This window comes from Leptospira johnsonii (assembly GCF_003112675.1).
Lineage (GTDB): Bacteria > Spirochaetota > Leptospiria > Leptospirales > Leptospiraceae > Leptospira_B > Leptospira_B johnsonii.
Map to the genome: position 1 here is coordinate 101,223 of NZ_BFAY01000005.1, position 22,508 is coordinate 123,730.

Sequence of the window (22,508 nt, forward strand, 5' to 3'; positions counted from 1 at the left end):
CCGCTTATCTTATATCAATCAATCGCAGATTCCAGAGGATATTCTATGTGGAGAAAAATCGTTTCCTGGGCGGTATTATTCTTTTTATTTGTACCCCTTGTTCAAAGTGGAGGCCAGCTCGTTCAAGCTAGGCTGCTCGGCTTAGGCGGCAGTATTTGGCCGAACTATGCAATGATCCGAAATGTTTGTGTCGTCGATCCGAATGCGGCTGCCGATACAAGAGCGGAAGTCAGCCAAGCGGATATGGACGCTTTGGATGACATCGGTCTGGGAGATACTTCCGGTGGGAAGAATTTAGAAGCTCCTACAGGACCTACCGCAACTCAATTGGAGTTGGAGAAGCTTGCAGGCTCTCTTACTACGGGACAGAAAATATATTGTGGATTTGAGCGTAGGCTTTCTTGGCTTACTATCTCTGCGATCGATTATATTCCTATGACGATGGTATTCCTACTTATCGTAGCGGGGACTGTCTCCACTACCAGAAGATATCATATCGCTCTTCGCAATCCTGAAAACTCCAAAGAAGAGAAGATTACAGAATGGAGTCAGATCATTGCGAATACCATCATTATGGTATCTGCTGCGTTCATGTATCCTCTCCAAAAAGGTGTGGAGGCTCAGATCCAAGTGTTATGGGTTGCAGGACTTCTTCTTTTAGCCGGATTAAACTTTTATAATATAAAAAATCCTGTATTTAAGAGCGGAGAAGGTAAACAAAATACTAAACTTTCTAACGCGCTTTTATGTGTTCCTCTATATGCGTGGATGGCGATCGTCTGCGGATTATACTTTTTCTTATTGGAGCATCATCCTGCAGGACTTGCGATCTATCTCCAGAAATTGACTGCACATGCTTCCTTGTATATTCAGATCGGTTTGTATGTATGGACAGGTATTCTTCTTAGAGATACTTCCTTAGGCAGAAGATTTTTCGATCTTCTAAACCCTTGGAAATTTCCTTCGGAGCTTATGGCAGTGATCGTAGTTGTGGTCGCAGCTCTTCCTACTGCATATAGTGGAGCCTCCGGGATCGTGGTTCTTGCATTAGGAGCAACCATCTTCAAGGAATTGAGAAGGGCAGGTGCAAGCCAAGAAAGAGCTCTCGCCGCTACTGCAATGTCAGGAAGTTTGGGAGTGGTTTTGCCTCCTTGTCTACTTGTGGTAATCGTCGCTTCTTTAAATTTAGAAGTTACTACGGATGAATTGTTCTATTGGGGTTGGAGAGTGTTTGCTTTATCGACTACCTTCTTCTTGATCGTAAGCTGGTTTAGCAGAACAGAATCCTGGAAGATCCGTCCGGAGCAAGATGCTTTGGGTAAATCTTTAAAAGCTCTAAAATCGTTTTCGATCTATTTGGTGATTTCAGTTGCGATCGTTCTGTCGATTGTTCTTGCACTCGGAACTCATTTCGACGAGAGAACTGCTCCTTATATTCTTCCGATTGCGATGCTTGCCTTATTGTTCATCGACTATCGTATCTCCAAAAAGGAAAAATTGGAGAAGGGAGAAGTTCATACAGAGGAAGTGGAACTTGCTAGAACTTCGTACGACGCTGGTTCTCACTTAGGAGCTCTTCTTCTTTTGATGGGTATGTCTGCATCTATGGGTGGGGTTTTCGAAAGATCGGAAGTGATCAATCTGTTCCCGACTCATCTTGGTTCTCCATTGTCCGCGATGCTTATTCTTACATTCGCTCTTGTGATCATTGGAATGTTAATGGATCCTTACGGAGCTGTGATCTTAGTTTCAGTTACCTTGTATCCGATCGCTAAGGCAAACGGGATCCATCCTTTGAATTTCTGGATGACTGCGCTTGTTTCCTTCGAGTTGGGTTATTTGACCCCACCGGTTGCACTCAACCACTTGTTGACTAAACACGTAGTGAGGGAGCAGTTGGTAGAGGATAAGGGCTTAGAAGGAAAAGGTTTCTTCAAAAGACATGAACATATCGTCATTCCGATTATCGTTCTGACCCTGACCTTGCTTGTGACCGCTTTCGGGCCGATCCTGTATTCTAAATACTCAGGGTAAGACCAACAGAGTTTAAAAAAGACTCAGAGGGGGAGTCTCAAGGTGAGACGCGAAGCCGCTTGAGTTATTTAGATATCCGATGTAGGAGCTCCTACATCGGATAGTTCTGGGGACTAAGGTGTTTACTTCTTCTTTTTCTTCTTATCTTTGGTTTTGGTCTTAGTCGTAGGGAATTCCAGAGAAGGACCGAAGTTTCCTTTTGCAAATTGTTTCTTCTTAGCTTCAATCCATGGTAGAACCCAAACCAATTCCTCTGCCAGAGCAAACAAGTTTTCGTTAATATCCACGAGCTCTTCTATTACCAGAAAATAAGCGACACTGGATTTTAGTTTGCTGTCTCCTTTGCGGATACGTTTCATCTGGTTTTTGTAAATACGGACTTTGATATCGGAAAGTTCTTTTACTTTTTTGCCTGATCTTGCCTTGTCCACTAAACCAGGAACCTTGTCAGACTGAGCCAGAAGTTCGAAAAGATCTTCTGCGAGTTTGCGCAATTCTTTTAGATCTTCTCTTTCGTCTTTAGTGAGACCCGTTTGGAAACGATCTATTTTTTCAGAAGTATTTCTGTGTATATTTGTCAGATTCTCTGCGATACGATCAATATAACCAAGTGCATTTGTGAAAGGATGGATGGATTGAAAATCCGACTCGTCAAAATGTCTATCAACCAGACTTAAAAAACCGGAGATAGAAGACTCGTAATTCTTTTTCAGGTTCTTTAATATTTTAGAAGCCTGTTTGAAGTCCTTCTTCTTTCCTCCAATATAGCCGGAAGAAAGAGTATTCATCGCCTTCTTCGCTAATAACAAATTTCCTAATAAAGAAGAGAGCGATTTAGAAAGCGCCTTTTCGGGATGTTTGGTTAATAGTAGAAGTTTTTCCAGGTTCTCATCGTATTCCGCCTTTCTTTTTTTGTGGATACGATTGAAAGCGATCACCAAGAAGAATGTGAATATTAAAACTACTACTACCGCCGCAAAGCCGAAGTAATAGAATAATGCCGCGATAAATCCGCCCGTGAAAGAAGCGAATACTGCAGTCATAAACCATCCGCCTACAACGGTTAAAACTCCGCTCACTCGATTGACCGCATTTTCTTTTTGCCAGGCACCGTCTGCTAGTGAGGTTCCCATTGCCACCATGAAGGTAACGAATGTGGTAGAAAGAGGGAGTTTTTCGATGGTTCCTACAAGAATAAGCGCCGATGCGATCAGGATATTAACGGAGGCTCTTAATAGATCGAACGCGTCACTTTCGTGTAAACGAACCAACTCCAATGTCCCGCTTTGTTTGAATCTGGAAGAGATCCAATTTCGGATGATAGAAGGTAAAAATCTTTTTATAGGATAATAGATCCCGACTGCGATTTGAACAAATACTCTCGCGACCAAACTGGATTGGTAGGCTTCTACCGTTTCTCCCTGGGAGCCCAAGCTTACTTCAGTTCTAGTTACTGTTTCCGCCTTCTTGGATTTGAATAGCGCGAAGATCATGATCAATGCAGCGCCGATCAGAAGTCTATTGTCGGTTAAGACTTCTTTTCCTAAGCCGCTTGCCATAGTGTTTGCATCCCAATTAGCGGCTTTGATCAGTTCATGTGTTTGTAAGCTTGCGATCGGAACTCCTATGAAGTTCACTAAGTCGTTACTTGCAAATGCCATTGCAAGTGCTGCGGTCCCGAATAAAACCACGATCTTTAAAACGTTTACTTTAGAGAAGATCAGGATCTGGAATAGAATAGAAAATCCTATAAAACTTAAGGCCAGAATCGTTTTGAAATTGTCTTGGATCCAAGCCAAAACTTCCTTACTTAAGAAAGTGGATCCTTTCATCGCGGTAAGAAGGATGAAGAAGATCACGACCGTGACTGCAAGTCCGGAAAAGAGCCCTCCGAACCATCTCATAGTCTTTTCTAAGCGGAAACTGAAGATCAATCGGAAGAAGAACATCAGGATCAATCCCGCAAAGAAAGCGAGTATCACAGACAATGCGATCCCGAAGATGATCTTTAAAGCGGACTCTGAGTTTATGATCTTAAATGCGTCGTTTAAGGTGTCTGTTTTGAGAAGTGCCAGGACAAGAGAGGCGCCTAATAATTCAAAAACCAAAGAGACGGTTGTTGAGGTAGGAAGTCCTAGGGTATTGTATAAATCCAGAAGGATGATATCGGAGACCATCACTGCTAGAAATAAGAACATCAACTCTGCTAAGCTGAAGAATTCCGGATGAAAGATCCCTTTTCTTGCGACCTCCATCATTCCGCTGGAACTGAGCGCCCCAAGTAAGATACCTAATGCAGAAACGATCAGGATGATTTTTCTGGAAGCCGCTCTAGAACCGACTGCTGAATTCGTAAAGTTCACTGCGTCATTGGAAACTCCGACGAGTAAGTCCATTACCCCGAGTACAGCCATGACTCCTACTATGATTAAGAAGATATCCATGTATCCTATCCTGGAAATTTTGAAGGAAGAACGCCCGAACCGGGCCTTTTGGGTAGTATTTAAGGCAAAGTGGGAGCCTCAACCCAAATTTCCGTCGGTTTCTTTTTCAAAATGCTGATTATGAAATGCGCTTTCGATTTCCCCCCGACCTGAAAGAATGGGTGATCTAACCGGTTTTCTTAGAAAGCAGGAGACCGGTATCGATCGTCGCGAAATAAAAAAGGAGGCGGTATGAAGATTTCAGTGGGCAATCTTCCTCAAGAATGGAAGGAAGAAGATTTGGAAAAATTATTCTCCAAATACGGAAAGGCTGAACATATTTCCATCAAAAAGGACAAACTCACAGGACGTTCTCTGGGTTATGGTTCTTTAGAACTGGAAGATGAAGCGGCAAAAAAGGCCCTGGAAGCTTTAAACAAGTTCGAGGTTTCCGGTAAGGTTTTGACGGTGGTAGACGCCGAAGAATGGAAAAAAGAATTCGATAAAAAACAATCCGTAAAAGGCGGACCCGGTCACACTAAAGTGCAGGGTAGCCAGACCACGGGGGGTTTTGGAAGTTCCGTCAGACGTACTGGAGGTAGAGGAAAATGAATCTAAAAAGAATCTATATATTATCCGCAATTTTAATCTCGGCATTCGTTTTGAGCCTAAGTGTATTTGCTCAAGGCCAAAATGGTCTGGTGATTAAAGACATCAAAAAGGGAACTGGGAAAGAGGCCTTCAATGGGTCTAACGTAACCGTTCATTATACCGGCTGGCTTACCAACGGAAAAAAATTCGATAGCTCCAAAGACAGAGGAACCCCGTTCCGTTTCGATCTGGGCGCTGGACAAGTGATCCGCGGTTGGGACAAAGGGGTCCAAGGTATGAAAGAAGGTGGGATCCGTAAATTGACCATCCCTCCTGAATTAGGCTATGGAAGTTCCGGAGCGGGAACAATTCCTCCGAATTCTACCCTGATTTTCGAAGTAGAATTACTGAAAGTCTACTGACATTTCTGTGTTAATTCTGTTGCTTCTATTCTAATGGATCAGAAGCAACAGTAGGAAAATATCACGATTTCACTGCAATTCACGACAAACCTGCATCCGGACTTATCCCTCTTCTTCTTTTTTTTCCAAATTTGTAATATTTGAACAAGCCTGCTCTTCCCATTTAATATAAAGAAAAAGGGGAGGAAGAAGGTTTTGAATAAAGAAAATAACTTATTAACTACTGTAGCTTCTTCCCAATATCGTACCTTATTCGAACACCAACCTTTAGCTGCTTTTTTGGTAGAAGCGGATGGGACAATTACTTTAGTAAACCAGAAGTTCGAAGATATCTCCGGAAGGAAAAAATCGGAGATAGAGGGAAGAATGAAATGGTCCCAGTTCGCGCATCCGGATGATACAGAAAGTCTAATGGACGCTTTCCTGGACAAATCTAAACATGAAATCCCAAAAGTGTTTTCTGCAAGGACTAGACTTCTTTCCGCAAGCGGTTACAAAAAGGTATATGTAAGAGCAAACCGTATCCCAACAGAAGAAAATAGAGTGCTTATACAGTTGCAAGAGTTGGATGAAGAAGGCCTGCTAAAAGACTATTCCTTGGAAGATTCCGACTATCGCTGGCGTTCTTTCTTAATGGAAGGAATGGACTTCGTGGTCATTATGGACCTGAACGGGAATGTATTATTCATCAATAAAACATTCACAGGCGTTCCTGCTGAAGAAATCCAAGGTAAAAACTTTTTCGAAGTATTAAAAACTACCGATGCATTAAAATTGCAGGCAGTTATCGCAAGAGTATTGAAAACAGGAAAGGCCGAAGCATTTGAAGAATGGAGTAGCTTCACAGGCAAAAGAAATCATTATTATATCAGGATCTCTCCTGTCACAAAACAAGGAGAGATCAGCGCGATCCTACTTGCTATCTCGGACACTACCCAACAAAAAGAATCAGATTCGGATCGTTTGAGAAGAATGGAATCTCAACGACATAGACAAAAATTGGAAGCTCTTGGGACTTTAGCTGCGGGTGTGGCTCACGAGATCAATAATCCTCTCACAGGTATCTTAAATTACGCCGAGCTTGTTCGTACTCAGGTGGAAGAGAATGAATCCCTCTCTAAAAATATGGAAGTGATTATCCGGGAAAGTGAAAGAATTTCAGGCATAGTAAGAAGTCTATTAGGTTTTGCTCATAAAGAAGAAGGCATCAAGGCCTATGTTTCCACGGGAGAAATCCTGTATTCTTCCTTCCAGCTCCTGTTGCCGTTTCTGGTGCGAGACGGGATCAGAATAGATGGAATGGATCGTTTAGTGGATCCTGACTCCGAAATTCCTCTTGTAGTCGGCGAGCCCCAAAAATTAAAACAGGTCTTCTTAAACTTGATCACAAACGCGAGGGATTCATTGAACGAAAAGTATCCTTTCGAGACGGATCAAAAGAAGATCAAGGTCTCTCAATCCATAGTCCAGAGAGGAGATACTCGTTTTGTTAAAATTACAGTCACAGATTGGGGAATGGGAATCGGCGACGAGAATTTGAGTCGGATTTTTGATCCATTCTTCACCACAAAACCAACTACGGTCGGAACAGGGCTCGGTCTTTCCGTAAGCTATGAGATCGTTCGGGAAATGGGCGGAGAGATAGAGGTAGAAAGCTCCGAAGAGGAATACGCTACATTTCATATCATGATCCCAGCTTCGGAAAAGATTTCTTGACCTTGCTTTAGGCGAGGGGATACTTTTGATCTCCCATGTCAGAAGCAGAGGAAAAAACTTCCGGGACCCGCGCTCCATTCCAATCCGCTTCTAGAAAAGATGTAATTCGGATCTTAGAAAGAATTACGGACGCATTCTTGTCCCTGGACAGAGAACTCAAGATCCTATACGCCAACTTCGAAGCCGAAAAACTTCTGGATATTATCCGGGAGAATTTAGTGGGTAAAAGATTGCCCGAGGTACTTCCCCAATTCAATTATACTTCTTTATTCCCTGCGATGATAGAGTCCATGCATTCAGGACTTCCAAAAGATCTGGAGATCTTGGATCCGAAAGAGAATATTTGGTATGAGGTTCGCATCTTTCCTTCTGTCGAAGATATCGCGGTTTATTTGCGAGATGTAACTTCTAGAAAAGAAGGAGAAGTGAAACTCAAAGAGTCGGAAGAAAGACTTTCAGAACTTGTGAGAACTTCCTTAGATTCTATTCTCTCCGTGAACGAATCCATGGAAATCATAATGATGAATCCGGCAGCAGAGAAGTTGTTCGGATATTCTTCTTGGGAAGTGAAAGGAAAGTCCTTGGATTTTCTACTTCCTAAAAGGCGTAATAAACATTTTCCTAAAGTATTGCATCAGATAGGAGAAAGTCCTGATCGTGGGATCTTTGGTCCGTTTAGAGCTAGACGTAAGAATGGGACCGAACCTCTTTTAGAAGCTTCCGTTTCCAAGGTAAATACTTCTTCGGGAAAAGGATATACTCTGATACTCAGAGATATCACTGACAGAATTTCTATCCAAAAGAAATTAAGAGGAACTGTAGAAGAACTCAAGACAGTGGACAGAGAGAGGTTGGACCTCCTACAAAATCTGGAAGCGGAAGTAGAATCCCGCTCTAAAGAGCTTTCCAGATTCTATCGTTTGATGAAGGAAGAATTGAATCTTGCCAAAAGAGTTCAGAATAGCTTACTTCCACCGATCGATTATTCCATTCCAGGAGTTCACACTTTTGTAAATTACGTTCCGGTAATGGAAGTAGGCGGGGACTGGTTCGATATATTTGAATTTCGTCCAGGAGTTCTTAGAGTGATCTTGGCGGACGCCACGGGTCATGGGGTTCAGGCGGCACTTGTAACTATGACCATCAAAGGAGTTTATGAACCTTTGAAATATATGGCGGATTCTCCCGTAGAGTTGATCAAAGGGATCAATACTGATTATTGCAGAAATTTTAAAAACCTTCAGATGTATTTTTCCTGCTTTATTCTGGATGTGGATACAATAGAAAGAAAGATCCGATTTGCATCCGGTGGCCATCCCGCACTTTTATGGAAATCCAAATCTGGGATAAAACCTTTGGAAAGAACGGGATCTCTTTTAGGTTTGAATGCAAAGATGGAATATTTGGAGGAAGAATTCGAATACTCCGGAGGGGACTCCATACTGATGTTAACCGATGGGATCTTTGAAGAGTTCGATTCGGAACAACATCCGTTCGGAGAAGAACGGATTGAAAAAATTTATAAAGAATCCGGTTTGAGCGGATTGGAACTACATTCTCTTATCATAAATGAAATGAAAGCCCATCTCGGAGAAAAAGAGCCCCAAGACGATATCACTCTGATTTCTCTGAATCTGACCTAATCTCAGTTGACCTAGAAACTTATTTAGAAGGACATTCTTTACGTGTCCGAATTTCTCATACTATTCCCATTACTTTTGGTTTTATTAGGATTCGGATTTGCAGAATATATTCTTCATATCTCCAAAATAAACAAGATCCCAGTTCGCATTCACGTAAATGGAACTCGTGGAAAAAGTTCTGTTACAAGACTGATCTCATCCGGTTTGAGAGAGGGTGGATTTAAGGTCCTTGCTAAAACCACGGGAACTGTTCCTAGACTCATTCTGCCAGACGGTTCCGAACTAAATATCCTCAGATATGGTGCTCCGAATATTTTAGAGCAGAAGTTTGCAATCCAAGAAGCAGTTAAACAAGGCGCGGATATCATCGTTTTGGAATGTATGGCACTTGTGCCCTTTAATCAAAAAGTTTCGGAAGAAAAATTGATCCGAGCCACTCATTCAGTCATTACAAATGTAAGGGAAGATCATTTGGAAATTATGGGACCGGAAAAGAAGGATGTGGCTTTGGCTTTAAGCGGTTCTATTCCAAAGTCCAAAGTATTGTTCACTTCCGAAAAAGATTTTTTTCCATTATTTCAAGAAGTATGTATAAGTAAGAATACTGAGATCGTTTCCGCTCGTCCTGAAAAATATTCTTACCTCAACTATATGCAAGGCTTTGTATATTATGAACATCCTGAAAATGTAGTATTAGCCTTAGAAGTATGCGAGTCTTTGGGAGTAAAACCTGAGATTGCAATACAAGGAATGTGGTCTCATCGTCCGGATTTGGGAGCTACATTCTTTGCTGAATACGACCTAGGAGAGAAGAAGATCGCGTTTGCAAACGGTTTTGCAGCTAATGATCCGAAGTCTGCAGCAAGTATTTGGAAAAATGCAAGTCTACAGTTCCCTAAGTATCCATATAAAGTCGCTCTTGTGAATTGCAGAAAAGACAGACCGGAAAGATCGGAACAGATGGCAAAAGAAATTCTTTCCTGGAAGAATAATTCTCCGGATCTAATTTTGATCGCGGGAGAAGAAACTGAAGTATTCAAAAAGACCTGTTTGAAACTTGGTTTAGGAATTTCTAAAATAGAAAATCTAAAATATCCGGATGCAAAAGAGATCTTGGAGTTTTTCAAAATGTCTTTACCTGATAAGGCAATGGTGGTCGGACTTGGAAATATAAGTGGATTAGGGTTGGAACTCTTGGAACTTCTAAAACAAAAGGAAATTCTGAAAGGTTGATATGGACTTATTAAGTATTTCCATAGGACTCGGGCTTGGGGTCAGTTTATTCTTTTCCGAATTTTTCGGAATAGCGGGAGGACTCGTTGTCCCTGGCTACTTTGCGTTACAGCTCCAGAATCCTGTTAATATTCTTCTAACATTATCCGTTAGCCTAGGGGTTTTCGGTTTAGGAAAACTCATTTCAAAATTTGTAATATTATACGGAAAAAGAAGGACTGCAATTTTACTCTTACTTGGATTCGTATTGGATGCGGTCGGTAACGAATGGATATTTCCCAGCATCTTTACAGAAATGATCCACTTGGAGACGGAAGTAAAAGCGGTAGGTCATATCATTCCTGGCCTGATCGCAGTTTGGATGGATCGCCAAGGTTGGTTGGAAACTTTGGCTTCCTTACTTACAGCTTCTGTGATCGTTAGGTTGATATTGATCCTATTTCTTGGAAAGGAGTTATTACCTTGAAGGGAATGTATTGGAAATCTTCCGACAAGTCCGTTCTGTATTATTTGGTTTTAGCAGTATGTTCCATTTTTGGAATGTATTTAGTGGAACATTTTCGTTCCGATAAACTGCAACCGAATTATTCTGAAAAAATCGAGGCTGTAAAACTAAGCGTAAAAGCGTTCGAAAAGATCCGTTCTTATAAAGAATCCAAAAACAAAAAGATCGATCCAGATTCAGATCCTTCTTTGTCCGGACTAATCGGTGAATTTTTTACACCTGTTACAAGCAATTTAGGTTCTCTAAGAGCAAAACAAACTTCTCTTAATCCGAACTTTGCAGCCTTGGTCCTGGAGTATTTAGTCCAAGCCGGAGTGCAAAAAGGGGATATTGTAGCTGTTTCACTTTCCGGATCGTTTCCCGCTTTAAATATTTCAGTATATTCTGCAGCTAAAGTTCTGGAAGTGAAATTGGTCGTTATCTCCAGTTTGACTTCTTCCCAATGGGGAGCTAATGATCCCGATTTTTTATGGCCGGATATGGAGAAGGAACTATACTCTCACGGAATTTTTCCTTACAAATCCTTGGCCTATAGTTGGGGAGGGATCGAGGACCAGGCATTCGGAATTCCTAAAGAAGGGTCGAAGATACTACAAAATTCTGCCTCCAAAAATGCGCTTCCAATGCTCCATTCCAAGAATTACTCAGAGAGCCTGGAAGAAAGGATGAATCTATATTCTTCTGTGACCCCTCTTTTAGGATATAAGGCTTATATCAATGTGGGCGGGGGAACTGTTTCCATAGGAACTAAGAAGAGTGCAGGAGAATTTTCAGCCGGGCTGAATTTAAAACATCCGATGATTCGAGACGGAAGAGATTCAGTGATGAGGCGTTTTGCGAATGCAGGAATTCCAGTGATCCATTTGGTTCGAGTGGATGAACTTGCGACCCAAAACGGATTTACCATCCAGCCTAAAAAGATCCCAGAAGCGGGAGAAGGCAAAATATTCAAAAGATCCGAATATGATCTTAGGTTGGCAGCGGCAGTATTGGTTGGGATCTTAGTTTTACTTTATCTATTTTTTAAAAGAGATACTTTTATAGAAGAAGATAGGGACGATTCTCTTTAAGCTCTCAGAAAATTGAATATTTCCTGGTCTCTTTTTTTGTCTTCCAATAACACGGATTCGTAATGGTTTTTATCTGTTAGTTCGTAAACTTTCAGGTTTTGGATCTTTTCTTTCATCTTATCAATCGCGGAAGAAGGTAAAAGTTCGTCTCCAGGTTTGAAATTCGGTTTTAAAGCCCGGATCACAAGCACAGGGCAACGTAATGCAGAATAGGGCATTACCTTGTTTTCTTTTAGGGTTTTGAAAAATTCTGTAGGATCTTTAAAAAGTCTTGCTAGGATACCCGTTGGCTTCATTGCTCCCCCCATGTTTTTCAGTTCGGAATCGATCACGAATGGGGGAATGGAACAAATCACCGGTCCGTAAAAATTATTTCCCGGCATTAAAGAATTAGAAAGTGTGCCGACGGGCTCCAGTTCATATAATAAGAAATTTTGAATATTCGTATTCCAGGCAGAAAGTAAAGGAGACTTTTTCGCTTCTTGCAGATATATTTCCTTGCTTGGGATCCTTCTTCCCAAACGTGCCAAGGAACCTTGGATCATAAGTAAATTGGAAATTTTACGTTTGATGGAAAGTTCTCCGCCTCCGTCTATTAATACGGCTTTTTCTAGGAAACTGGAAAACTTCTCAGCAAATCTTAGAGTGATCCAGGCACCTAAGGAATGGGAAAGTATAGAAATTTTAGAATATCCTAATATAGTTGCGAGGTCTTTTAGATCTTGGGCATGTATTCTTGCGGAATATTCTTCTTTGGGTTTGTCCGAGTTTCCTCTTCCGCGTAGATCGTAAACGATTACAGTGATCCCTTTTTTAGAGAGTCCTTGTGCGATCGGTTCGAAGTTTTTTAGATTTCCAGTCAGACCGTGAACACAAAAAAGCGGGACTTTTGATTTGCCTGGAAAGATCCGATAGGCGATTCGGATTCCGGAAGGTAGAGTTGCTATTTTGGAATCCGAACCGAATTGTAACATTCTGTAATATTTAGGAAACTTCTGCTCCTAATCGGATCAGAATATTCTCCAAATTTTTTTCCATTTCTGATCTTAATGCTATATGAAGTAAAGCAATCTTTTCCCTTTTTTTGACTGCGGAGAATCCTTCTCCTTCTCTCTTGAGTTTGAACCAGATCTTGGATTCTCCTAGTCCTGAAAATCGAATACAAAAATCATCTTCTTTCAGATCGAATTTAGTGATCGCACCCAAATGTCCTCCGGAGATCGCTTTGGTTAATTTTCTAAGGAAAGATTCAGGATCGGATCCTTCTACCTTGATCAGATCCATATTACACCGCGATCATGTAGATCCCTTGTACAAGACCTACGATTGCTCCAAGGACGGAACCGATCAGTATGAGAACATATTCATCTTCTTGGAAAGCGGATCTTAAGATAGGTTCGAATTCTTCCGGTGGGAGATCCTTCATACGTTTGAACATATTATTTTCTATGCTCATCGCTCTTCCCATATAAGTTTCGAGTTTAGTAGAACTTCCTGCTAAGGAATCGCTTACTTTTCGGATTACTTCTTTTTTGGTATTCTCGAAATCAGAATCTTCTCCGTTATTCTCAGCGTCTAGTTGTCCGGCTAAGTTCAGCCTAGTCGCAGCTGATTCTGTTTCCGCTTGGATAGTTTCTACCAGAGTTCTTGCGGCTCTTTTGTATAAGATCTCTTCTAGTACGTTTCTTGCTGTGAGAACCTGAGTTGCGAATACGTTTGAATATTTTTTAGAAACTTCTTCCTGCCTTGCGATGAATAATCCTCTGTATTTGATCGGTCCCACTCTTTTTTCGTAAAGTGGGCGAAAGATCATAGTAAGCGCCACCCAGTTAGTAATATATCCAACGATCACACCTTGGATAGGGAGGGTCCACCAAATAGGCAGATAATTCCAAAGAACAGCCTGTGCGATCCCGAGTGCTCCTCCGAGTGCCCAGCCGCAATGTTCTATAAATTTAAATTCTTTAGAACCTACTTCTTCGAAGATGTTTACGATCCTTTCTACATTCGGTCCTGTGAGTTTTCTAAGCACCAAAGATCTGAAATTGAAAACGGAGGAAACATTCTCCTTTACCTGGACCATGATATTTTTCACTGTATGAGCACATTTTTCTTGGACCGCTCTTACGATCTCTTCTCCGTGGCCGTTCTCTAAATGTTTTCTTAATATCGGGTTGATATGATGAACGATCTCATGAGTTGCAGAAGGGATTAGATCATTTAGAATAGGTTGGAATTCGGTCTCCAATTGGTCCGGATCTACCTTGGAGAAAAAGTCCTCTACCTTGATCAGCCTCTCGGTCATAATATTCACCGATTTCAGGGCCAATTTCTGAGCCTTCTTCGGAACAATCCCTTGCCATCCTAAATAAGGCGGAATTCCTACAAATTCCAGCGGATAGAATGTCATTTTTAAGGCTACCACGTTGGTGAACCAACCCACGAATCCGTAGGTAAAGGGCATCATTATGATCCCAATCAATTCTTTGTTTTGACTAAAGAAGGATAAATCCATATTTTCAATTCCTGTAGCGTGCGCTATACTATTCGGTTCTATTGCAAAGTCCTTTTCGACCCAATGCACTGCAAGTTATTTTTCCAAACTTTTTGGGATCTTGGTCCAGGGTTTTGAAAAAAGATTTTTCAGAGTCGAATAAGACTCGGAAATGGTTCTCCCAAGTTTTTGAAATATGAAGTCCTCATTCTTTCCATATTGGTGTATTCTAATGGATCCTTCCGGATTGATCATCGAGACCAATCTTCCTTTGGATTCCTGGAGACAAAATCTTCTCTCCTATTTTTTGAACGGAACGGAGAAGATCCAAGGTGAGAAGGGAAGCGCTGTACTTTCATGGCAGCCAGGAAAAAGTCCCCTGTCTTTTCCCGCGAACATAGGATTACTCGCAAGTTGGTCTCTCACTCATGGGATGTTTTGGATCAAGATGGAACCGATGGAAGAAGATTCAGCTTCTCTCATCGAAAATTTCTTTTGGAAGGAGTTCCTATCCAGCGACAGACCATTCCGACAAATTTTTGAGACGAACCAAGCAATCAAATGGATCTTAGATCCAGACTCTGGAGATATTCTATACGCGAATCAGGCTGCTAGCCAATTTTACGGATACAGCCAAGAAGAACTTCTTCGGATGAAGGTCACTGATATCAATACTCTCTCGAAAGAGCAAATTTTTGAAGAGATGAAATTGGCAGCATTCGAGGCCAGACAATATTTTCGGTTTAAGCATAGATTGAAAAACGGAGAAGTCCGCGACATGGAAGTATACAGCGGGCCTTTGCAGTTCGGAGGAAAAAGGGTTTTATTCTCCATTCTATACGATGTCACAGAAAGAGTGAAGGCGATTTCTTTATTAGAAGAAAGTGAAAGAAAGTATCGTTCCTTAGTGGAGAGCGCATCCGATTCAATCATCATTACGAATTTTGAAACTAAAATTTTCGAAGTGAACAGAAGAATGGCCGAACTTTTGGAGTATAGCAAAGAAGAACTCCAAACATTCACTTTAAAGGATATTCTGGACGAGGAAAGTTTTGCAGATTCTTTGCTTAGAATTCCCGCATTAGAGTTCGGTAAACCAGTAATCTTAAACAGAAAATTCAAAAGTAAATCCGGCAAAATTATAGAAGCCGAAGTGAATGCTGCTCGGATCGATGAGTTCCGTTATATGGGGATAGTCAGAGATGTGACCGAAAGGAACTGTATGACCCGGACCCTGGAGAAATCTTTAAAAGAAAAAGAATCTATGCTCCAAGAGATCCATCATAGAGTGAAAAATAATCTGCAGGTAATCTCGAGTCTTCTTGGCTTACAATATGAGAATACCGAGGATCCAAACCTAAAACGTATTTTGAAAGAATGTGAGAACCGGGTTAAATCCATGGGATTCGTTCACGCAGAATTGTATAGGTCCGAAAATTTTGCGGCAGTGGATTTGGAAAATTATTTCACCACGGTTTCTTCCAACCTGATACGGGCTTATGGAGGACTTCCTCGTATCAAACTCCAATTGGACCTGAGTTCCCTGGAAGTCAGTATAGAAAGAGCAATCCCTCTCGGGTTGATCTTAAACGAACTTCTTACCAACTCCTTAAAATACGCCTTTCCGGAAGATCGTTCCGGAAAAATACAGATCCGGATCTTTAAAGAAGAACCTAATATCGTCTTCTCATACTCAGATGATGGGGTCGGATTTAGAAAAGAAAATCATGTAGGCTCCGGGACCATAGGTATTCAGCTCATAGAGATCTTGTCTAGGCAGCTCAAGGCAAACTCGGAATTTACTTCGGAAAATGGAGTTGTTTTTCGTCTTAGAATTCCGGACCGAAATCCAGGAAAGTAGCTTGATGGTTTTTTTCTAGGCTCAATACTCGGTCTTTGGTAAGGAACACATGCAACACACTACAGAAGAAATCCTACACCAGATCTATTTATTTTCTAGCTTCTCTATGGATGAATTGGCTAAAATAGCTGAGAAGACCAAATACAAGGTACTTGAACAAGGAGAGGCGGTCTACCAAGAAGGGAACGAGGCAAAAGCGTTCTATGTGGTAATGTACGGAACCCTGAAAATTCTGACCTCAACCGAAAAAGGGGACGATGTGAGCGTGACTACGATCGCTACCGGAGACCATTTCGGAGAATTCCCTTTTCTAGATCAGGGAAAAAGGGCCGGAACAGTAGAAGCAATGGAACGTTGCGAACTTTTGGAAATTCCTTTCGACCATCTGCAACATATCCTGGATTCTGATAAAGAACTTGCTCTGAAATTTTATAAAGGGATCACCAATTATCTGGTGAAAAGAATGAGACTTCTTACTCATGATTTGGCTTACGCCAGAGAATTGAAGAAACGTTATTCTTAATTAAAACTATGAATCGGAAATTTTTCCCAATCTACATTTTTCTTATTTTTTTCGGGCTGACCTATTGCTCCGAGACCCTCGTCAAAACAGGCATCGGGTATGAAAGGTGGAAATCAGGCCTAGAAAAAAAACAAACCAAGATAGAGCCTTGGAACTGGGTTTATCTAGAAGGTGGAGAAGGTAGCGAAAAAATCCTGATGGTACATGGATTCGGCGGAGACAAGGACAATTGGACTAGATTCTCCAAATGGCTCACGCCTGCATACACTGTAGTAGCAGTGGATCTTCCTGGTTTTGGGGAGAATGAACGAATTGCCGATCAGGATTATAATATTGCCCAACAAGTAAAACGACTGGATGAGTTCATTGTTAAACTGGGCTGGGAAAAGTTTCATATAGTTGGAAACTCCATGGGTGGAGCAATATCAGGAGTATATGCTGCGACATATCCGCAAAAGATATTGTCTCTCGGATTATTTGCACCTTCCGGAGTGAATAGTCCTGAAAAAAGCGAACTTTCCAAAAACCTAGAAAAGGGAAAGAACAACTTAGTTGCGACTAACGCAGAAGAATTTCAAGAATTGATGAAATTCATTTTTGTAATACCTCCTCCGATTCCATCTTTCCTAGCTTCCTATTTTGCGGAAAGAGCGGTCAAAAATTCGGAATTTAACAAATATATATTCAAACAGATCCGATCTACAGGTTTTCCATTGCAGGAAAATATGAACAAGATCCAGGCAAAGACCTTAATCCTATGGGGTGATACAGACAGAGTATTGAGCGTTTCCGGAGCTCAAGTGTTAGAAAAGGGGATTGCAGGATCTAAAAAGGTGATCTTGAAAGATATGGGACATGTTCCGATGTTGGAAAGACCCGAAGAAGTAGCGAATACCTACAAAGAATTTTTAGTGAAGTAAACTCCGAAAAACCTCGTTTTTCTTAGGAGTTTTTCGGAGTAGCGATGGCTTTTGCCAAACTTCTAAAATGGTTTCAAAATCGGAATCTCCGAAAAAAAATAGAAAAAGAGATCCGCGCCCTCGCGCCTGAGGTATTTAACGATTATCTTTATCGAGTAGAAGTATTAGATAACGGAAATCTAATATTAAGCTGGGCAAACGAAGGATTTTTGAAATTCTGCGGGATAAGTATAGATGACCTAAATAGTCCTTGGGCTGCCGCAGATCCTAAATACTTTCATCCGGACGATCTGGATCTGATCAGACAAAGAGTAAGAGCCCTATTATCAGGAGCCTCTCGAACGGACGAGTATAGAGTATATGGCCCTGACGGACAGATCCGTTGGTTGAGAGACCATGCTCATCCTATCTGGGATCCGATCGAAAAAAGAGTCACTCAGATCTACGGTTCTATCCAAGACCAGACTCCATTAAGAAAAAGTGAAATAGTTCTACAGGACCAACTTTCTTATATCGGTATTCTTTTGGATAGCACAGAAGAATGGGTAATCCGGGTGAACCAAGCGGGGAAGATACAATATGTGAATTCTTCCGGAAGATCTGAGGTGAGAAGACAATTCGGAATAGAATTGGCACAAGATTCTAAACTTCTTTCCTTGATCTCCGAAACACACCGAGAAATTTTCCAGGCACAACTGAATAAGGCGTTTTCCGGAGCCAAGGTTAAATGGCATTTTTCCAAATTATTCCCTGTGCAACCTAATTCGGAATTAGAAGTTTCCTTCGCCCCTTTGTCCAAAGAAGGGGCAATTAAAGAAGTCGTAATATTCGTAAAAGATGTGACTCTCAGAACGGTATGGGAAACGGCTTTACTCGCTAGCGAGGAAAAATACAGAAAATTGGTAGAAGTTTCTCCGGATGCGATAGGCCTTCACGCCGACGGAAAAGTAATTTATATTAACCAAACAGGACTTAAGATGCTTGGTTACGAAACAATGGAAGAAGTGGAAGGAAGAGCTATCGTAGAATTCATACATCCGGATTCCAGACAAATCGTGGGAGAAAGAGTCCTAAAGGCGATGCTCAAATCTGAACCATTGGAACCGATAGAGGAGAAATTCATCCGAAAGGACGGAACAGAGATCTCTGTAGAAGTTTCAGGTGTGGCATTCGAACAAAGAGGCCAAAAATTAATGCAGGTGATCGTCAGAGACATCACCGAAAGAAAAAAAGCTGAACACGAGTTAAGCGAACTCAGGAAAAAGATATTACAAACGAATGATAGACTCCAGGCGATCATAGAAGGCGTAAAAGACTCGATTTGTGCGGTCGATATGGATCTAAGAGTGATCTCTTGCAACACAGCATTTGAACTTATGGTCTGGAAATTGTATGGAAAAAGGGTCACAGTTGGCCAAAGGATCTGGGACATCGCCATAGACAATCCGGAAGAAAAAGAAAGGATTATCCGAAATTGGAGCCGCGCATTAACCGGGGAGGTTTTTAAGACGGAGAGAAAAATTTCAGGACTCGTCAAAGACTCTTTAGTGCTTGAGATCAATTACAGTTCTATCCGGGACGAAAGTCATAATATGATAGGTGCAACTCAGATCATCAGAGATGTTACTGACAGATACCAATACGAAGAAACCTTAAGGAAATCCTTGGACGAAAAAGAAGTTATGTTGAAGGAAATCCATCATAGGGTTAAAAATAATCTGCAAGTGGTTTCCAGTCTATTGAGTTTGCAGACTGATTTTACAGACGATCCGAAACTAGTTTCCATTCTGAAAGAATGCGAAAGAAGGATCCAATCCATGGCCCTGGTTCACAAGGAACTTTACCAAAACGATACGATTGCGGATGCGGACTTCACAGAATATTTAAACAATCTGCTTGTGGCTCTCGTGCAGTCTTTCGGAGCAAATAAAAGGGTAGGCTATTCTATAGAATCCGAAGACGTTCGTTTGAATTTGGATTTTGCTATTCCACTTGCGTTAGTGTTCAACGAACTGGTTTCAAATTCCTTAAAGTATGCTTTCCCCGGAGACAAAAAAGGGAATATATTTGTGTCGATCGTAAAAAAGGAAGACGGACTTTCCATTTCCATAGGAGACAATGGAGTAGGCCTTCCTAAAACAGTGGATGTCAGAAATTCGGAAGGACTCGGATTACAGTTGGTAGGAATGTTATTGGATAAACTTAAAGCAAAATGGGGACTCGAGAAAGTAGATATAGGCACTAGATACAAAATAGAACTTCCTATCCCTAAATAGGCTCTTAAAAGAATTGCTTCTCATCCGGTTTCAAAAAGGCTGGAAGCGATGAATCTAATCTCCATAGATAAGGTCGGCAAATCCATCGGTGAAAAACAACTCTTTCAAAACCTAAGCTTTGGGATAGACGAGGGAGAAAAAACAGGGCTACTCGGGATCAACGGGTCCGGTAAATCCACCTTACTTAGGATCTTACTCGGAATGGAAGAGCCGGACACAGGTAAGGTCGTCCGTAACAGAGAACTTAAAATTTCATTCTTATCACAATTCCCGGAGTTCGATCCCGACAAAACCGTATTAGAACATATACTCTCTGGATCTGGAATACTTTTAGATACCGTTAGAAGATACGAAAAAGCATGTATCGAATTGGAAAAAGGCGGAGAAGAAGCCGAAAAAGAATATCATCTCGCTATGGAAGAAATGGATTCCAAACAGGCCTGGGAACTGGAATCCAAGCTTAAAAATATATTAAGAGAACTGAATATACCTGATCTTTCCCGAAAAATGGGAGAACTCTCCGGAGGAATGGCTAAAAAGGTGTCTCTCGCACAGGCCTTAACGGACGAATCCAATTTTTTGGTATTGGACGAGCCTACCAACCACCTGGATATCGATGCTATTCTTTGGCTCCAAGAATTCCTAACGAGCACCGACAAAGCAGTTCTACTCGTAACCCACGATAGATATTTTTTAGAAGAGATCGCTAATCGTATTTTAGAAATAGATAGAGGGAATTTCAGGGTATATCCCGGAAATTATGATCTTTATCTGGAAAAAAAAGTAGAGATGCAGGTAATCGAAGAAAAGGAAGAAGCAAAACGAAAATCCTTTCTTAGAACAGAGCTTGAATGGCTCAAACGACAGCCCAAAGCTAGAGGCACCAAACAAAAAGCCAGAACGGATCGTGTTGTGGAAGTCCTGGAAAGAAAAAAAGCAGGCAAGGATATCGTCTTAGATATTTCCGTCTCCGGCAGAAGGTTAGGCGGAAAAATATTAGAATTAAAGAATATTAAAAAATCTTACACTAATATGGAATTGATCTCCGGATTTTCTTATGTATTCAAAAGTAGGGAAAGGATAGGGATCGTAGGTCCTAATGGTGCAGGAAAGACCACTCTTCTGAATTTGATCACAGGAAGAGAGAAGACCGACTCTGGAGATGTAGCCACTGGTCTAAATACAAGTTTCGGATATTTCGATCAGCTTGGAAAAGAACTCCCCGGTCCTAAAAAAGTATTGGAATATGTAAAAGAAGAGATCGCTCCAACGATCAAGATGAACGACGGAACTTCTTGGACCGCTTCTCAGTTTTTGGAGAGATTTTTATTTCCTCCTCAATTGCAGCAAACCAAGATCGAAAGACTATCCGGCGGCGAAAAGAAAAGACTTTATCTCATTCTACTTCTCATGAAAAATCCAAACTTTTTAGTTTTGGATGAGCCTACAAACGATCTAGACATTCCTACACTTTCCGTGCTCGAGGAATTTTTGGATGATTTTCCTGGAGTGGTGCTCGTAGTTTCTCACGATCGTTATTTCATGGACAGGGTCACCGATTACCTCTTCGTGTTTAAAGGAGATGGAAAGATAGATAGGTTCCCTGGGAACTATTCAGAATATCTGGAGTATAGAGAATACGAGGAGAAGGAAACTAAGACTAGTGCACCTAAACCTACTGAAAAACAGGTGGAGAATAAGAAGAAAGGCTTAAGCTACCAAGACAAAAGAAAGCTGGAGATCTTGGAAAAGGAGATCCTTTCTTTGGAAACAGAGGAGAAGGAACTCGTTCATAACCTACAATCGTCCGATCCTGAACTTGCCAGAAAATCTGGAGAACGTTTAACCCAACTCCAGGATGAATTACAGAACAAGGTCACAGAATGGGAAGAGCTTGCTTCTAAAGAATAGAATTTGCTCTAATTTTTGAAGAGAAGTCCCAATGTAGCTATAATGTAAATCTTATGTTCGTATTAAACAGTGTTAAACGAACTAATCCAAAGTGATTAGTCTAATATTCCTAATCCTATGATTTTTGTTCCTTAATGTCGCTCGATGCTTGACTAAAAAACGAACAGAAACATCTTCCATCCTATGAAACATCTATCTGCAATACTTATATTTTCTATCATATCCATCTTAAACTGTGCCGGTCCAAAACAGGATGATTTGAGCGGCTTACTACTGTTATTGGCCGGAGGTGGAGGACCAAATTCTTTCCATTGTGGTCAGACTGTTGCGAATCCTGTCTCCGTTTCATTCGCTGTCTCGAATGGAAATTATGTGTCTGAGTCTAACGTACTTGCCGCTCTCGGCGGCGATAATTGCAGCGCTCCTAATCTTACTGATAATAATAATGGAACGGTTACGGATTCTGCAAATAAGTTTATCTGGACACTTTGTGTAATGGATGGAAATACTAATTCCCCACATGATTTCATTTCTTCAAATTGCGAAGCATTCAACGGAGATGGAAGTGAGGCTTCTTACGACCAGTCGGACGCCTCGACAGTTTGTTCCAATCTGACATTTGCTGGTTATTCCAATTGGATTTTACCTGACGCAATTCAATTACATTCCCTTCGAAGCGCAAGTTCTCCCTATGTGCTTGGAGCTTTCGGAACTGCAAATAATTCTTTAGGGGCTTCTCAGACTGCTTGGTCCAGCACCGTTATTAACGGGACTGTAGAAACTTTAGGGATTACCCCGCTTTATGAAGCTACCAATGTATTTAGAGCATGGCAACCCGTTACCACTGGCCAAACGACCGTAGTTTGCGTTGTCGAATATTAATAAA

At 41.3% G+C, this 22,508-nt stretch carries 18 protein-coding genes; 14 read left to right on the forward strand and 4 right to left on the reverse strand.

Annotated elements, in window-relative coordinates; all coding sequences use genetic code 11:
- The first annotated feature begins 45 nt into the window (after positions 1-45).
- Positions 46-2,034 (forward strand): TRAP transporter large permease subunit, encoded by a 1,989-nt coding sequence (locus LPTSP_RS01700; protein ID WP_108927123.1) that lies wholly within the window; start codon positions 46-48, stop codon positions 2,032-2,034.
- A 122-nt stretch (positions 2,035-2,156) separates the two neighbouring features.
- Here the strand turns inward: LPTSP_RS01700 and LPTSP_RS01705 are convergent, their stop codons facing one another.
- Positions 2,157-4,478, reverse strand: coding sequence for an inorganic phosphate transporter (locus LPTSP_RS01705; RefSeq protein WP_108927124.1), 2,322 nt, complete (start codon positions 4,476-4,478; stop codon positions 2,157-2,159).
- 231 nt (positions 4,479-4,709) lie between these two features.
- Here LPTSP_RS01705 and LPTSP_RS01710 point away from each other — a divergent pair, with 231 nt between their 5' ends.
- The 7 genes from LPTSP_RS01710 to pgsW all read left to right on the forward strand — a co-directional run bounded on the left by LPTSP_RS01710 (position 4,710) and on the right by pgsW (position 11,637).
- Complete coding sequence (locus tag LPTSP_RS01710) at positions 4,710-5,069, forward strand: RNA recognition motif domain-containing protein (protein WP_108927125.1); 360 nt, start codon at positions 4,710-4,712, stop codon at positions 5,067-5,069.
- Positions 5,066-5,470, forward strand: a complete 405-nt coding sequence (locus tag LPTSP_RS01715; RefSeq protein WP_108927126.1) for an FKBP-type peptidyl-prolyl cis-trans isomerase — start codon at positions 5,066-5,068, stop codon at positions 5,468-5,470. Before LPTSP_RS01710 ends, LPTSP_RS01715 begins: the two co-directional genes overlap by 4 nt.
- A 195-nt stretch (positions 5,471-5,665) precedes the next feature.
- Positions 5,666-7,186, forward strand: a complete 1,521-nt coding sequence (locus LPTSP_RS01720; RefSeq protein WP_108927127.1) for a PAS domain-containing sensor histidine kinase — start codon at positions 5,666-5,668, stop codon at positions 7,184-7,186.
- A 35-nt stretch (positions 7,187-7,221) separates the two neighbouring features.
- The gene (locus LPTSP_RS01725; protein ID WP_108927128.1) at positions 7,222-8,829 is read left to right on the forward strand and encodes a SpoIIE family protein phosphatase; all 1,608 of its coding nucleotides are present in this window, start codon (positions 7,222-7,224) and stop codon (positions 8,827-8,829) included.
- 42 nt (positions 8,830-8,871) lie between these two features.
- A complete protein-coding gene (pgsB, locus tag LPTSP_RS01730; protein WP_108927129.1) occupies positions 8,872-10,062 on the forward strand; it encodes a poly-gamma-glutamate synthase PgsB in 1,191 nt (396 codons plus the stop codon).
- A gap of 1 nt (position 10,063) precedes the next feature.
- Positions 10,064-10,528, forward strand: coding sequence for a poly-gamma-glutamate biosynthesis protein PgsC (gene pgsC, locus LPTSP_RS01735; protein WP_108927130.1), 465 nt, complete (start codon positions 10,064-10,066; stop codon positions 10,526-10,528).
- A 5-nt stretch (positions 10,529-10,533) separates the two neighbouring features.
- Positions 10,534-11,637, forward strand: coding sequence for a poly-gamma-glutamate system protein (pgsW, locus tag LPTSP_RS01740; RefSeq protein WP_245915445.1), 1,104 nt, complete (start codon positions 10,534-10,536; stop codon positions 11,635-11,637).
- Here pgsW and LPTSP_RS01745 read toward each other — a convergent pair.
- The 3 genes from LPTSP_RS01745 to LPTSP_RS01755 are packed head-to-tail and all read right to left on the reverse strand — an operon-like array spanning position 11,634 to position 14,152.
- A complete protein-coding gene (locus LPTSP_RS01745) occupies positions 11,634-12,611 on the reverse strand; it encodes an alpha/beta hydrolase (protein ID WP_108927132.1) in 978 nt (325 codons plus the stop codon). The two genes, pgsW and LPTSP_RS01745, sit on opposite strands and share 4 nt — an antisense overlap.
- 10 nt (positions 12,612-12,621) lie before the next feature.
- Positions 12,622-12,921 (reverse strand): hypothetical protein, encoded by a 300-nt coding sequence (locus tag LPTSP_RS01750; RefSeq protein WP_108927133.1) that lies wholly within the window; start codon positions 12,919-12,921, stop codon positions 12,622-12,624.
- A 1-nt stretch (position 12,922) separates the two neighbouring features.
- Positions 12,923-14,152: a DUF445 domain-containing protein gene (locus LPTSP_RS01755; RefSeq protein ID WP_108927134.1), complete on the reverse strand. Its 1,230-nt coding sequence runs from the start codon at positions 14,150-14,152 to the stop codon at positions 12,923-12,925.
- 175 nt (positions 14,153-14,327) lie between these two features.
- Here LPTSP_RS01755 and LPTSP_RS01760 point away from each other — a divergent pair, with 175 nt between their 5' ends.
- The 6 genes from LPTSP_RS01760 (at position 14,328) to LPTSP_RS01785 (ending at position 22,504) form a co-directional block, all read left to right on the forward strand.
- A complete protein-coding gene (locus LPTSP_RS01760; protein WP_108927135.1) occupies positions 14,328-15,992 on the forward strand; it encodes a PAS domain S-box protein in 1,665 nt (554 codons plus the stop codon).
- 49 nt (positions 15,993-16,041) lie between these two features.
- Positions 16,042-16,515 (forward strand): cyclic nucleotide-binding domain-containing protein, encoded by a 474-nt coding sequence (locus LPTSP_RS01765; protein WP_108927136.1) that lies wholly within the window; start codon positions 16,042-16,044, stop codon positions 16,513-16,515.
- 8 nt (positions 16,516-16,523) lie between these two features.
- Positions 16,524-17,435 carry an alpha/beta fold hydrolase gene (locus tag LPTSP_RS01770; protein WP_108927137.1) on the forward strand — a complete coding sequence of 304 codons (912 nt, stop codon included), beginning with the start codon at positions 16,524-16,526 and terminating at the stop codon, positions 17,433-17,435.
- A 44-nt stretch (positions 17,436-17,479) separates the two neighbouring features.
- Positions 17,480-19,711, forward strand: coding sequence for a PAS domain S-box protein (locus LPTSP_RS01775; RefSeq protein WP_108927138.1), 2,232 nt, complete (start codon positions 17,480-17,482; stop codon positions 19,709-19,711).
- 48 nt (positions 19,712-19,759) lie between these two features.
- Positions 19,760-21,622, forward strand: coding sequence for an ABC-F family ATP-binding cassette domain-containing protein (locus tag LPTSP_RS01780; protein ID WP_108927139.1), 1,863 nt, complete (start codon positions 19,760-19,762; stop codon positions 21,620-21,622).
- 183 nt (positions 21,623-21,805) lie between these two features.
- Positions 21,806-22,504: an Lcl C-terminal domain-containing protein gene (locus LPTSP_RS01785; protein WP_108927140.1), complete on the forward strand. Its 699-nt coding sequence runs from the start codon at positions 21,806-21,808 to the stop codon at positions 22,502-22,504.
- Positions 22,505-22,508 lie beyond the last annotated feature (4 nt).

Bases quoted from the DNA above. Each gene is read 5' to 3' on its own strand.
- LPTSP_RS01700 (WP_108927123.1), top strand. From the start codon at position 46: ATGTGGAGAAAAATCGTTTCCTGGGCGGTATTATTCTTTTTATTTGTA.
- LPTSP_RS01705 (WP_108927124.1), bottom strand. From the start codon at position 4,478: ATGGATATCTTCTTAATCATAGTAGGAGTCATGGCTGTACTCGGGGTA.
- LPTSP_RS01710 (WP_108927125.1), top strand. From the start codon at position 4,710: ATGAAGATTTCAGTGGGCAATCTTCCTCAAGAATGGAAGGAAGAAGAT.
- LPTSP_RS01715 (WP_108927126.1), top strand. From the start codon at position 5,066: ATGAATCTAAAAAGAATCTATATATTATCCGCAATTTTAATCTCGGCA.
- LPTSP_RS01725 (WP_108927128.1), top strand. From the start codon at position 7,222: ATGTCAGAAGCAGAGGAAAAAACTTCCGGGACCCGCGCTCCATTCCAA.
- pgsC (WP_108927130.1), top strand. From the start codon at position 10,064: ATGGACTTATTAAGTATTTCCATAGGACTCGGGCTTGGGGTCAGTTTA.
- pgsW (WP_245915445.1), top strand. From the start codon at position 10,534: ATGTATTGGAAATCTTCCGACAAGTCCGTTCTGTATTATTTGGTTTTA.
- LPTSP_RS01745 (WP_108927132.1), bottom strand. From the start codon at position 12,611: ATGTTACAATTCGGTTCGGATTCCAAAATAGCAACTCTACCTTCCGGA.
- LPTSP_RS01750 (WP_108927133.1), bottom strand. From the start codon at position 12,921: ATGGATCTGATCAAGGTAGAAGGATCCGATCCTGAATCTTTCCTTAGA.
- LPTSP_RS01755 (WP_108927134.1), bottom strand. From the start codon at position 14,152: ATGGATTTATCCTTCTTTAGTCAAAACAAAGAATTGATTGGGATCATA.
- LPTSP_RS01760 (WP_108927135.1), top strand. From the start codon at position 14,328: ATGAAGTCCTCATTCTTTCCATATTGGTGTATTCTAATGGATCCTTCC.
- LPTSP_RS01765 (WP_108927136.1), top strand. From the start codon at position 16,042: ATGCAACACACTACAGAAGAAATCCTACACCAGATCTATTTATTTTCT.
- LPTSP_RS01770 (WP_108927137.1), top strand. From the start codon at position 16,524: ATGAATCGGAAATTTTTCCCAATCTACATTTTTCTTATTTTTTTCGGG.
- LPTSP_RS01775 (WP_108927138.1), top strand. From the start codon at position 17,480: ATGGCTTTTGCCAAACTTCTAAAATGGTTTCAAAATCGGAATCTCCGA.
- LPTSP_RS01780 (WP_108927139.1), top strand. From the start codon at position 19,760: ATGAATCTAATCTCCATAGATAAGGTCGGCAAATCCATCGGTGAAAAA.
- LPTSP_RS01785 (WP_108927140.1), top strand. From the start codon at position 21,806: ATGAAACATCTATCTGCAATACTTATATTTTCTATCATATCCATCTTA.